The organism is Leptospira vanthielii serovar Holland str. Waz Holland = ATCC 700522, from assembly GCF_000332455.1.
Classification (GTDB): Bacteria; Spirochaetota; Leptospiria; order Leptospirales; family Leptospiraceae; genus Leptospira_A; species Leptospira_A vanthielii.
Genome location: NZ_AOGY02000051.1, coordinates 281,814 through 294,509 on the forward strand (window position 1 = coordinate 281,814; position 12,696 = coordinate 294,509).

General features: G+C 37.2%; 14 protein-coding genes. All 14 read right to left on the reverse strand.

Features of this window, described 5'->3' with window-relative positions; genetic code table 11:
• Positions 1 to 879, reverse strand: a complete 879-nt coding sequence (locus LEP1GSC199_RS12050; protein ID WP_039926688.1) for a class I SAM-dependent methyltransferase — start codon at positions 877 to 879, stop codon at positions 1 to 3.
• Positions 876 to 1,454: a D-sedoheptulose-7-phosphate isomerase gene (locus LEP1GSC199_RS12055; RefSeq protein ID WP_002982621.1), complete on the reverse strand. Its 579-nt coding sequence runs from the start codon at positions 1,452 to 1,454 to the stop codon at positions 876 to 878. The genes LEP1GSC199_RS12050 and LEP1GSC199_RS12055 overlap by 4 nt, the downstream gene beginning before the upstream one ends.
• Complete coding sequence (locus LEP1GSC199_RS12060) at positions 1,454 to 3,343, reverse strand: N-acetylneuraminate synthase family protein (RefSeq protein ID WP_002982292.1); 1,890 nt, start codon at positions 3,341 to 3,343, stop codon at positions 1,454 to 1,456. Before LEP1GSC199_RS12060 ends, LEP1GSC199_RS12055 begins: the two co-directional genes overlap by 1 nt.
• Before the next feature lie 11 nt (positions 3,344 to 3,354).
• Entirely contained in the window at positions 3,355 to 4,731 is a 1,377-nt protein-coding gene (locus tag LEP1GSC199_RS12065) for a GHMP family kinase ATP-binding protein (protein ID WP_002982217.1), read from the reverse strand.
• Entirely contained in the window at positions 4,728 to 5,438 is a 711-nt protein-coding gene (locus tag LEP1GSC199_RS12070) for a sugar phosphate nucleotidyltransferase (RefSeq protein WP_157356625.1), read from the reverse strand. Before LEP1GSC199_RS12070 ends, LEP1GSC199_RS12065 begins: the two co-directional genes overlap by 4 nt.
• 22 nt (positions 5,439 to 5,460) lie before the next feature.
• Complete coding sequence (locus tag LEP1GSC199_RS12075) at positions 5,461 to 6,000, reverse strand: D-glycero-alpha-D-manno-heptose-1,7-bisphosphate 7-phosphatase (protein WP_002982868.1); 540 nt, start codon at positions 5,998 to 6,000, stop codon at positions 5,461 to 5,463.
• A gap of 133 nt (positions 6,001 to 6,133) precedes the next feature.
• Positions 6,134 to 7,201 (reverse strand): pseudaminic acid synthase, encoded by a 1,068-nt coding sequence (gene pseI / locus LEP1GSC199_RS12080; protein WP_002982737.1) that lies wholly within the window; start codon positions 7,199 to 7,201, stop codon positions 6,134 to 6,136.
• Between the two features lie 37 nt (positions 7,202 to 7,238).
• Positions 7,239 to 7,706, reverse strand: coding sequence for a GNAT family N-acetyltransferase (locus LEP1GSC199_RS12085; RefSeq protein ID WP_232420767.1), 468 nt, complete (start codon positions 7,704 to 7,706; stop codon positions 7,239 to 7,241).
• Entirely contained in the window at positions 7,691 to 8,575 is an 885-nt protein-coding gene (locus LEP1GSC199_RS12090) for a hypothetical protein (RefSeq protein WP_002982851.1), read from the reverse strand. The genes LEP1GSC199_RS12085 and LEP1GSC199_RS12090 overlap by 16 nt, the downstream gene beginning before the upstream one ends.
• A 5-nt stretch (positions 8,576 to 8,580) precedes the next feature.
• Positions 8,581 to 9,357: an imidazole glycerol phosphate synthase subunit HisF gene (gene hisF, locus LEP1GSC199_RS12095; RefSeq protein ID WP_002982693.1), complete on the reverse strand. Its 777-nt coding sequence runs from the start codon at positions 9,355 to 9,357 to the stop codon at positions 8,581 to 8,583.
• Positions 9,345 to 9,974 carry an imidazole glycerol phosphate synthase subunit HisH gene (gene hisH / locus LEP1GSC199_RS12100; protein ID WP_002982330.1) on the reverse strand — a complete coding sequence of 210 codons (630 nt, stop codon included), beginning with the start codon at positions 9,972 to 9,974 and terminating at the stop codon, positions 9,345 to 9,347. Before hisH ends, hisF begins: the two co-directional genes overlap by 13 nt.
• Positions 9,971 to 11,119: an N-acetyl sugar amidotransferase gene (locus LEP1GSC199_RS12105; protein ID WP_083901950.1), complete on the reverse strand. Its 1,149-nt coding sequence runs from the start codon at positions 11,117 to 11,119 to the stop codon at positions 9,971 to 9,973. Before LEP1GSC199_RS12105 ends, hisH begins: the two co-directional genes overlap by 4 nt.
• Entirely contained in the window at positions 11,119 to 11,742 is a 624-nt protein-coding gene (locus tag LEP1GSC199_RS12110; protein WP_002982793.1) for a pseudaminic acid biosynthesis-associated methylase, read from the reverse strand. The genes LEP1GSC199_RS12105 and LEP1GSC199_RS12110 overlap by 1 nt, the downstream gene beginning before the upstream one ends.
• A complete protein-coding gene (gene pseF, locus LEP1GSC199_RS12115; protein WP_002982502.1) occupies positions 11,743 to 12,453 on the reverse strand; it encodes a pseudaminic acid cytidylyltransferase in 711 nt (236 codons plus the stop codon).
• Positions 12,454 to 12,696 lie beyond the last annotated feature (243 nt).

Below are 12,696 nucleotides of genomic sequence, written 5' to 3' on the forward strand. Positions count from 1 at the left end.
CTATGCATTTTCCTTTTTCAATGAAACAGAAGCGATGATCGTGTCGGTAAGACCATTAGCTGCTAAAACAGCTTCGTAAGTTTTTTCTAAGGCTTCAGAATTTAAATGATTCCAAATTTTATGCCCACCCGGTTTTCCTTTCGCTAACCAGTATAAGTGATTTGATAGAGGGTATCTCTGAATATGTTTGATCCAATTCAGTTGTAAGTTCGATTTTTGAACCAAAGTTTCAAATGTTTTTGCATCGAACAAAAATAAATGTTGGCTCCAATAAGTAAATTCACTGAATTCTTTATTTTCGTAAAGAGTAAGTAGAACATCATTCGAACTTGGTACTTCAATGATTAGGTCCCCATTTTTTGCCAATAATTTTGATAAGGTCTCTAAAATAGAAATGGGATCAGCGATATGTTCGAGCACATGAAAGGCAGTAATTAAATCATAGTTTTTTTGTTTTGTAGTAAGCTCTTCCAAATTTGCATAAACAGAAATTTGATTTTTGTTAAAATGAGGCTGTAAACGAGTTTCTAATTCCACACCTTCTGCGGTATGGGCAACATTTTTTGCCTTTAGCAAAAACCCTCCAACACCACAACCGAAGTCCAAAATCTGTCGATTCACCATTTTTTCTTTCAGAAACTGGAATCTTCTTTCATCATCTTTCTCCGTTTCCTTTAACCATTCGCGAATCTCCGGTAAGGCTTCGCCATGCATTCCCGACTCTTGATAATGAGTTTCCTTAATGTGATCAAATGAAGATAAAAAAACTAAACCACAATTGGTACACTCATTTATTTTGAGTGCATCATTATCTCTAACTTTACCTGGTCTTGTTTGAAAAGAATGCGATCCACAAAGATAACAAGAATGTGCCTTCATTTTAAAAAGTAACCATCCTCTACTAAGCCACAGACAATATGTCCAATCATAATATGAGATTCCTGAATTCGTTCCGTTCTTTTTGATGGAACACAAATACATTCAACTAACTCTTTTAACTTTCCGCCGGTCTCACCGGTAAGACCGACGATCTTTAAATTTTTTGATTTTGCGGTATCGATGGTTGCTAAAATATTTGCACTGTTTCCGCTAGTAGTGATTGGAATATAGACATCATTAGGTTGTGCTATTGCTTTAAGCTCTCTGACAAAAACTTGATCATAACCGTAATCATTCCCAATTGCAGTCGTAGAAGAACTGTTAGTTCCTAACGCCACAGCGGATAACGGATCCCGATCGAACCGGAGCCGGGAAATAAATTCCGCCGCTAAATGCTGTGAATCGGCAAAACTTCCGCCGTTTCCAGCAAATATAACTTTCCCTCCAGACTTAAGCGATTGTAAACATAGGTCAGCAAGTTCGGCAATTTGCTTCAAAATACTATCCGATTGGTAGATAGCTTTTTTAACATCTATTGAGGATTGAACCACAGCCTTAATCTTATCAATTGACATTAGAGAATTCCTTCCAACCTCTCCAGTGCAATCCAGAATCCCTCACCACCATTTTTATGCCCTTGCCAAATTTCTGGAATGAACCAAGCTTTCGGAGCATGTTCTGCAAATATTTTTCCAAGCCTTGGAAAGTCGATTTCTCCATCACCTACCTGAAGGCCCTCTCCATTAAGACCTTTGGCGTCACCCATATGGATATGCGCCGTAAAAGGGGCGATCCTAGTAGAAAAATCATAAAAATCATATCCGAAGTGATTGCATGTTAACATTGTATGAGAAACATCATAACACATTCTCAGGTTAAATTTTTTACACCATTCTTCAATCTCTGCAATATGAACAAAAATATTCTGGTATCGTTGCCCGCCAAAATGCCAAGGGAAAGGTGCCATCGTTTGCGGAATCAATTCTACTCCCTCTTGATTTAACAACTGTAAACTTTCACCAAACCTTTTGTAATATGAAGGGAGAACTTCTTTAGGAAGGTTTCCGTCCATTGAAATTCCACCTATATTCGCAACAATAAACGGTTTCTTGGTTTTCGGAAAAAATTGTTTTAATGAACGAGTAATATCAATGACTCGCTGTGTTTCTTTTAGCGAGATTTTGCGATAGGCATCATCAGGAGTTGCTAAATCCATCAAATGGCTACCTTCAAATAACTCAGGTGCATGCACAACAAATTCGCAATCATACGTTCCACTCAGGTATTTCCCCGGATCCAATTCCATATCGGAGTAAGACAAATGGAATTCAAATAGATCTGGTTTCACGCGATTATAATATTCTTGAAAGTCGTGGTAGCGAACAGGAACTCCCCATGGCCGGCTGAATTTATATTGCTTTGGCTCAATTCTCTTTTCGCTGAGATCCGATGGGAAAAAATAATCCTCTTCTAACATATCACGTTGAATCTTTTTTCCGATCAGTTCATTCATTTTCTGCGGAGAGAGACCTTGCCCAGGGCTTAATACCTTGATCATCTCTTTTGTAATTATGGTTCCCCGTGAGATTGGAATTGCCGCAACACAACTTTTAGAAAGATTCTCCCGATTGATCATTTCACCTTGGCTAAGCTTACGTTCATATTGAGTAGATCCAAGAGCTTCTTCAATTTCACGAATCCCTTGCACCAACTTTGCAAATTCGCTAGATTCCAAACTCGCTGCATGATCGGGACCTTCCATATTTCGATCCAATGTTAAATGACGCTCTACAACCATGGTACCCATTGCAACCGAAGCCAAGGTCACGTTGATCCCTCTTTCATGGCCAGAATAACCAACATAACTGTGGAATTCTTTTAACTGTTGTATCCATTTTAGATTTATATCGTGCAAAGGCGCGGGATAGGTACTGTTGCAATGTAAAAAAACAAACGGTACATTGGATTTATTCAAATAATCTCGAGTGAAGAGTATTTCTTCCGTATTACTCATTCCAGTGGATAATATCAATGGTTTCTTGGTTTCGATCAATCGATCCAAGAGTGTAACATTTGTTAAATCAGCAGAGGCCACTTTATAAGCTGGCACAGGAAAACTTTCGAGAATATCAACACTCTTATAATCCCATGGCGTACACAAGTAAAGGATTCCTTTCTCTATACAGTATGAATTCAGTTTTCGGTGGAATTCTTTATCGAGTTCAAATTTTTCAAGCAGGTCTAGTATGTATTCTGTTCCTAAATCTTCTCCAGATTTTTTGAGACTTTTTCGACGATAAACTTCATCTAAATGCCTCATTTGGAATTTCGCACAATCTGCCCCAACGGAAACTGCTACATCTACAAGTTCGTATGCATTCTGCAAATTTCCGTTGTGATTGTTACCAATCTCAGCAATGATAAAAGTCCGTCCCGATCCAATTTCAAAATTACCAATTTTCATTAAAATACCGCTCAATCCTCTTTAATTAATTCTTCTCGAACCGTCCAGGCTTGTAGGCCCTCCGAATCAAATCGAAAGGGACGATAATTCAAACCAACGGAGTCCATCCAATTCAAAATCTTATGCCTAACAAAAGGGGGAACATAAAATAGAAAAAAACCGCCACCCCCAGCTCCTAACAATTTCCCACCAATGGCCCCATTTGCAATCGCATCGTTATAAATTTTATCTAGGAATTGATTGGAAATTTTTGAACTCAAACCTCGTTTAATCTCCCAAGCTTTGTGCAAACAGAGACCAAACTGCAAAAGGCGACCTCTTAAAAGATGATTCCTCATTTCATAAGTAAGCTCTACAGTAGATTGGACTTTTTGTTTAATATCAGATTGTTTCATTGATTCACGCTGATCATCATGTATATTACCTGAATCATGCGTTGTTGCAGTGTCACATAAAATCAAACTTTCTTCCAACTCGATCATAGTGTCTTTAGAAAGTCTCAATGGATGAACAATATTTTGATCCATTGCAAACTCCATAAAGTTGAAGCCTCCAAAAACAGTGGCATATTGATCCTGCCACCCACCAGCAATTCCCATATCTAAACGTTCCGCTTGAAATGCCAATTCAGCAATCTCATGATTGTCCCATTTATCTTTTCGGAATTGATTAAAACAGCCAAGAATGGCAGAGGATACAACTGCTGATCCACCAAGGCCCGAGTTCATAGGATAATCTGAATGCACAAATAACTCGAATCCGAAATTTGGACGTGCGACCTTGATAATTGATTGGAATAACTTAAACTTTGACTCACGTTTTATCAAATCATCAAAATCGGTAAATTCAATTGATTCTTTTAAGTCTCTTGAATTTAGAATTATTTTATAATCTTCCCTAATCCTTAAAGTTGCATGAGTATATAAGGAAACCGTTGAGTTGATCACAGCACCTTTTTCACTACTAAAAAAATGAGTGAGATCCGAACCACCACCGCCAAAACTAATCCGAACTGGTGATCGTGCCCGTGCGTATACTTTACGTTCTTCTAAAATGGGGATTTCATCTTTAGTTACGATTCCAACCAATCGTTTGTTTTCGTCCAAAATTGGTATAAAACGTATCCTGGAGTCCAACATCTTTAATAGTTGTTCTCGAGGAGATTGATTCGAAGACCAGGTGAATTCGCGATTCATTCCATCGGAGATAGGAGAACTTAGACTTTTACCGTTCAGTAAATTCCGTCTAATATCGCCATCGGTAACAAGTCCAATGATTTGTTTGGTTTCGTTCTGAACTAAAATAAAGCCGAGATGATTTCCCTCAATTTTAACTAATGCCTGTTCAATGGAACTATCGAGTGTCACTAAAAATAAATCAAAATTCAAAGTCCGGTCTCCTTTCCTGATGTAATCCATTTCTGGAACCGTTCATAATCCTCAGGAATTCCAATGTCTATAAATTCCGTCTCCAAAGGAACTGCCCTTAGTCTTCCCTGTTTGACCAAGTTCGGGAATATGTCTTTTTCCATGGAAAACTCCCCTTCCTTTCCAATAAAATCATCAGAATGCAATTTATAGATTCCAGCATTGATCCATCCCTGACCTGCATTTTCCTTTTTCTCTTCAAATGCCATAATCAAATCACCACTGGTTGTTACCTTACCATATCGAGAAACATCAGAAATATGAATCACTCCAATGGATGGTGCTATCGAACTCGCAATACGATTCATTGATTTTGCATCCACCCAAGTATCTGCGTTAACGATAACGAATTCTCCTGAATAATTTAGGGATTGTAAAGTATAGGCAACTGACCCTCCCGTTCCTAATAAAGACGGTTCAACAGAATAACGGATCTTACACTTTTCCAAGATGCTTTCTTTTAGATTTTCAACACAGCTTATAATTAAATCAGATTTATGATGAAGTAAAAAATAAAAATTCTTAAACCCCTGGTTCACGTAAATTTCTAATAGATACTGAAGGAAAGGTTTTCCATTCACAGGAGCTAACGGTTTTGGTACATCGCTCACAACAGAAGCCAAACGTGTTCCCTTACCGCCGGCTAAAATGAAAATAGGGATATTCACAAAATCCTTCATATAAATATAATCACACTAAAAAAGGTATGACCTCCTTCAAATCTCTAATAATAGTTGCTAGTGGATGGGGCTTCAGATTTGTTCTATTTCGATCCAATAAAAGGAAATTTTTCCTTATCCCTGCATTCAAACCAGCTTGCACATCAGAATTCTGATCACCGACTAAAATAGAATTTTCTAGATCGATAGAGAACCTTTTTGCCGCTTTTAGAATCATACCGGGATTCGGTTTCCTGAAACTTGAGTTACGTTTATAGATGCTATTTCCAATGTCAGGATGATAAGGACAGTAATATACTCTAGAAATATTACACTCTTTCCTCCAAAATTCATTTAACATCCATTTAGTTATTTTAATGAAATCACGCTCAGTATAATATCCTCGAGCAATTCCAGCTTGATTTGTAATTATGAATACCAAATATCCTCTTACATTCGCGACTCTACACAGGTCAAAAATTCCACTTTTGAACTTAAAGTTATTAATTTTGTGAACATATTTGAAATCTTCATTAATTACACCATCTCGATCAAGAAAAAGAGCTTTCATAAATATAAGTATAAACTATCAAAAAGAAGTGTGAAGCGAATAGTTAAACAACAAACTCATCGGTTTGTGGAGAATTTAAAAACATATTATTGCGAATTGGATATTGAATAATTTCTCTTCACATTGGATCTCTTTAATCTTTTGGAATTTCGATCTTTTGAAATAAATCCCAGCTAACCGGTGTTCCCCTGGAAATATCAACAGTAACCTTCTTCCCAACTACATCCATTTCAAATTTGGGAGGCAATCCAAACCCAGGCCGGATCCTTCGAATGTGATGTTTCTCGATCACTTGCCCTGCTTTTAGATCTTCCACAAAATATAAAGACCTTCGGAATTTGGCATTGGCTTCTTCGGCAGGTTTTCTCTCATAACCAGCTGTGCCTAACGAAAGCCATGCATCTTTTGTATCACGACAAAGAAATTTTAGTTCTTCGGGTGTAATGGAAAACTCAGAATCAGGGCCTTTCAGAGAACGATCTAAAATAAAGTGTTTCTCGATTACCGTAGCACCTAAAACAACGGAAACAATGGATGCAGTATTCGTAAGTGTATGGTCTGACAAACCTACCTGCACTCCAAACTTATTTCGCATATCCGGAATTGTAAGAAGATTTGATTGGTCCACCGGTGCCGGATAACTACTGATACAATGTAACAATATCAAATCCTTACAACCAGCAGTCTTGGCTGCATCCACCATTTCTTCAATCTCAGTCAAGTTCGCCATTCCTGTGGACATGATCATCGGTTTCTTTGTGGAAGCAATGTATCGAATGAGAGGAAGGTCTGTCGCTTCAAAGGAAGCCACCTTATACGCAGGAGTATTTAAATCCTCTAGTAAATCTACAGCTGTTTCATCAAAGGGTGTAGAAAATAAAGTGATCCCAATTTTTTTTGCGTAATCAAAAATTTCTTTGTGCCATTCAAAAGGAGTTTCTGCCCATTTATAAAGATCATACAATTTATACCCATCCCATAAACCACCATGAATCTGAAAATCCTCCAAATCACAATCAATGGTCATTGTGTCCGCAGTATAAGTTTGAATCTTAATGGCATCGGCCCCTGATTCCTTTGCGAGCCGAATTGTCTCTAACGCTCGTTCTATTTTGCCATTGTGATTTGCAGATAACTCCGCAATGATGTATGGAGGTCGGTTGCTACCAATTTCTCGGTTAGCGATTGATATAGTATTCATATTTTTTATCCTTAAAGGAACAATGATGCGGAGTGATTTACTCTATCGTTTTTATAAATTTCAAATTATCATCAGACTCTGACTCTAAAAGAAATTCATTTTTATAAAATGCACGTTGCGAAGCAACATTCTCTTTCTTCACAAAACCGACACAAACAATTGGTCCTTGCTGTCCTGATGACAAATAAGCTAAACCTTCTGAAATCAGAGTCGTTCCAAGCGACATTCCGCGAAACTTTTCATCCAAGAGAAAACTAATTAAAAAATAATTTTGCTCCGTATCTTTATCAAAACGAATTAATCCAGCAGGAGAACCATCGGCTTCAAAAATTAAAATCAACGAATTAGGATTCTTTAATTTTTGGAAAAACCAATTTGTATGTCCTGACCATTCGATTTTTTCGGTGCTAAAGGAGGCCTTTCTTACTTCTGGTTCATTGGCCCAATCAAATAAAAGTTTACAATCATCTTCTGTTGCTTTTCGAACACTCAGATGCAAAGACATTCTCCAATCGTATCTAAATTATCTTTTTGAATCTCACGAATACCTTGAAATTCAACAAACCCTCGAATGTTATTTCTTTGATTTTCTGCTGTTTCTACAACCAACATCGGAACATCGCAAACATCCAATTCATACATTGTTTGCCCACCTGCTGTGATGGCAAAATCAACTTTCAACATTAACTCACACATTTCTTCCGCATTTAAGTTTTTGTAAAAAAAAGTTTTATGGTCTGCCAATTTTTCTAATTCATGAACATTCGTAAAACCAGGTCCCATCACTAGATGTTTTTCCATTTTTGGAAACTGGTTAACCAATATTTCTAAAATTTTCGAAGAAAGATTGTTTGGATCCGAACCACCAAGAGTGATTAAAATTTTTTCAGGCGGTTTCTTTTTCTGTGGAATGGATCGGACTTTCCGGAATGGTTTTCGCAAAAGGACTTGGTCCTTACCGGTAACTATTTTGTATTTATCTTTATCATATCCTAAATAAAGTCCAGGGTAACCTGGATTCAATATTGTAGATCCAGCAGGATACTTAAGCCGGTTGTCATCATCAATACAAATCAACTCTAAACAATAAGATTTAAGAATATTATAAATACCTAAAGGAGCTAAATAGGAATCCACATAAAAAGTCTGAAGTTTGTCAGGAAGGCTTTGAAGAAAACCATTCAGATCTGTTTCATTAGTCCAAACCTTCTTTAAAATTTCACAGGGAAAATCCCAATTCGGAAAACTTTCATCAGTATGAACAACTAATACAACTTCCTCACCATTCTCTACCAGCTTTTCTGCGAGTGCAGTGCACCGACCCAAATGACCGAGTCCAGTAGTGAGTAAACTTTCCGTAAATATTGTGATCAAACCAACTAATTTCCGACTTCAAAGTTTTTTCGAACAGGAACTCCTGCTTTGTGTAAGTATTTCTTTGCTTCTGCTGGTGTTTGGTCTGTGAATTGGAATATACTCGCCGCCGCTACCGCAGATGCTTTACCAATAAGAATTGCATCTACCATATCTTGGTAATTACCGGCGCCACCTGATGCGATCACAGGAATTTTTACACTAGAAGTAACCGAACTGATTAAATCTAAATCATACCCTTCCATAGTTCCATCTCGATCAATTGAGGTCAAAAGAATCTCACCAGCACCTCGGGATTCCAATTCCTTAACCCAGTTAAGGACCTTTCGATTGGTATTTTTCGATCCAGAATGACTGTAACAAAAATATTCACCTTCTGGACTACGTTTTACATCAACAGATGCAACTACACATTGGGAGCCAAATTTTTTTGCAGATTCTTCGATGATGGTTGGATTCGTATATGCAGAAGAATTGATACTAACTTTGTCGGCGCCATAACGCAAAATCTTTGTTATATCGTCGACTGATTGGATCCCACCACCGACAGTAAATGGTACGTAAGATTCATTGGAAACTCCCTCTAGTGTATCAAAATCAGGTGGTTGTTCAAATACGCTGGCAGAGATATCATTCAGAATTAATTCATCCACATCTCTTGCATTAAAAACTTTAATAGCTGGAAGTAAAGAGCCAATTCTTCTCCAACTATTAAATCCAATACCCTTAACTAAACCCAAATCTTTCCAAAGTAGTGTTGGGATAATTCTTACTTTGACCATTCACTTTGCTCTAAAAAATTACGCAGTAGTTGTCTGCCCGCTTTGGAACTTTTTTCTGGATGGAACTGAACACCCATTACATTCCCATTTCGGACAGAGGAAGGAAAATTGATTCCATACAAACATGTTGATGTAATGTTTTCTGGTTTCTCACAGTTAAAAATAAAACTATGTACAAAGTAGAAGTCCGTTTTGTTAGGTATCTTCGCAAATAGAGGATCAGAATCCTTCTCTTCTATTTCATTCCAGCCGACATGGGGAATTCTTTCATTACATCCTACTTTATCAAAATGCTCTACCCGACCGGAGATGAAACCAAGTCCTTCGTGGCCACCACCCTCATCCCCATAAGTAGCCAACATCTGCATACCGAGACAAATTCCGAGTAAGGCATTTTTATCTTCTAAAATATAACGATGGAGTTCCAAATCCCATCCTTCTTCTTTTAACCGTGCCATTCCATCAAAGAAGGAACCAACACCAGGAAGAATCACTCTTGAGCAGTCCCAAACATCATTAGGATGATTTAGAATTTTACAATCGAATCCAATATCTTCGACTGCTTTTGCTACGGAACCTAGATTCCCCATTCCGTAGTTAATCACACCAACTTTCATAGATTATCGTAGTTTACTTTTGTTAGGTTGCCCTTTCTATCTTTAAGCAATTTTCCATCATTATCTTTCTGGAATATTTTGCGGTTGGTATATTTATCGCAGATTTTTACAAATTCATCTACAGACATCTCTAGTGGATCCAAAATTTCTTGTAGGTCTTTGCCTAAATATGTCCAAGGAAATAAACCGTCTCTTTTTCTAACTATTTCCATTCCATCTAATCGACTAATCCTCCCTCTTCGAATATGCAAACAAGCAAGATCAGAAGCTCGAGAAAAACCGAATTTTAAAAATTTAAAATAATCATGTATTCCAGTTTGATGGTTGTCCAAGTTTTCATAATTTACCATCGAACCTTCCACTGTTTCCGATAGAGAATGAAATCCATTTGCTTGGGCAATCAATGCGTTCGATAATCCATCCCAAGGGATATAATGACCCAAAAACAATCCCGTGACTCCAACTCTTCGGAGTTCCTCATCTGTCGGATATTGATAAGGAATTAAGTTTCTTTCATGGATTCCGTAAGTAGAAGATAAATCGGAAACACGAAGTCCCAAAAGGCCTCCAAACTCCTCTAACCAAGATCGGGTTAATATATTATTATCGGATGCAGCAGCGGGTCCACCGTATTCATTTTGAGAGTTTTCCCCCCAAACGATAAGTGGGATATTATACTGTACCGCAGCCCTTACTGGAATCGTAAATATCCCGACATGTTCGGGCCATGAAATATCTCCAACCTCAACTAAACCAATTTTATTTAGTTTTGCTCGTACAATGGGATTTGGTGAAAACTCTACATAGTCAACACCTAACCTCTTTATATTCTCAATATTTTTTCTTCCAATCTCTGATAAGTCACAAGTAGTTGATGTCACACAAAGCGGATTCAACCCCAACTGCAACATTCGAATCACTTGGTATGTACTATCCTTTCCACCGCTTACAGGTACAATACAATCCCAGTTTGAACCTTTGTTGCGATATTTGTCTAATAATACTAATAATTCTTCTTTGCGTTTATCCCAATCGATTTCTTTTCTTTTTTCGTAAGATCTGCATGCATTACAAATACCATCTTCATCAATATGAAGATCGGGCTTTGTATGAGGCATTACACATCGTTTGCAATATTTCAGCATTACCTTTTCTCCATCAAAAACCAAGTAATATCATCTTGGGGAAACAACGGATCCTTTTTATATGCAAATCCATAATCCCTTAGTTCAAGATTATCAAATTTACTTAGCATTTCGCCAGCGAAATCTCTCTTAAACAATCTATCTTCATGACCGCGATATGGAATAGAAACCGGAGATGGGTTATAGTATTCTGCAATCAAAATATATCGATTAGATGAATCATAGATTTTTTGATAAACAGAAGGAAGCATTTCTGGATTAATATGGATCAATACACCTTTAATAAATGCTAAATCATATTTTTCCTTTGGAGAATAATCAAATATGGAGCCTTCAAATACGTTTTCACTTCCAATCAATTTGCGAAGTATTCCCGTAGCAACTGAATTGATTTCTATCCCGTATTGTTGAATACTCGGCTGCAACAGTTTTAATGCTCTCAAGTTCATGCCTATATTGGCTCCAAATTCAATGCAGCTTGCCAATGCTGCAGTATTCTCTAATATTTTAGAAAAAAAACAGAGATTTGACGCAAGTAATTGATCACTTTGATTTCTTTCAATATAGTCTTTCCCGAATTCCCCTGCCCAAAATTCTTCTTGTGAAGTCTGAAATTTAGTCATCTATTCATACCTTTCCTTTAATCGTAAATATTTCAATTCTGCTAGTGCCCAATCGTCTTCATTATCAATATCTTGCGCTTCCAACTCGGAAAGGACTAAAGGTACAGCTTTACACTCCCATATCGAATTGCTCTCAAGAATGATCATTGTTTTCATAAAATAAAACTGACCTGAATCGTGATAAAAAGCATCAAGGTCTTGACTCTTAGTATTTGCATTCTGTCTCAATAGCATCTCCAAACCACCAGTACATTGGATTTTTAAGGCTCGTTGAATCGGATGTCCGTATCGTAGGACAGGAATCACTGCTTCAGTCGCATCCAGCAACATTAGGTTGTTTGCCTCAATTAACTTTGAAGGAGTAAGAAGTGGCGAACAAGGATAAATACAGCAAACATATTTAAATTCTCTTGCTCTTTCCTTGTAAACCTCAACAACTTCTCTGAGAACATCCATTGTTGAAGCATTATCATCCGAGTTTCTTGCACTACGGAGAAATGGAACGATTGCCCCTGCTTTTTCTGCGATGGCTTTTATCTCAAGGTCATCCGTTGAAACCATTACTTCCTCGAAAATTCCCGAGTCTATTGCACTCCTAATAGGATAGGTTATCATAGGTTGTCCGAGAAAATTTTTTATATTTTTTTGAGGAATCCTCTTAGATCCTCCCCTAGCAGGAATGATGCACAATATTCCGTTGTCTTTTTGCACAATACTCAACCTTTTTAATCACATAAGCTTATTTTGGGACAATATCCAAATCACACTAGTTTTAGATTATTTTGTTAATGAAACTAAATTCTAAGGATTTTTGTTCATAAATAATCAATCACTTAAATTTACGGGAGATTAGTAAGAATTAAAAATAATGTATAAGGCTGTATATCGAATAAACTTGAATAAAAAATTTAACCCACTCGACGTGTGTATTAAAGCACTTGGCTTGCTAGTTAT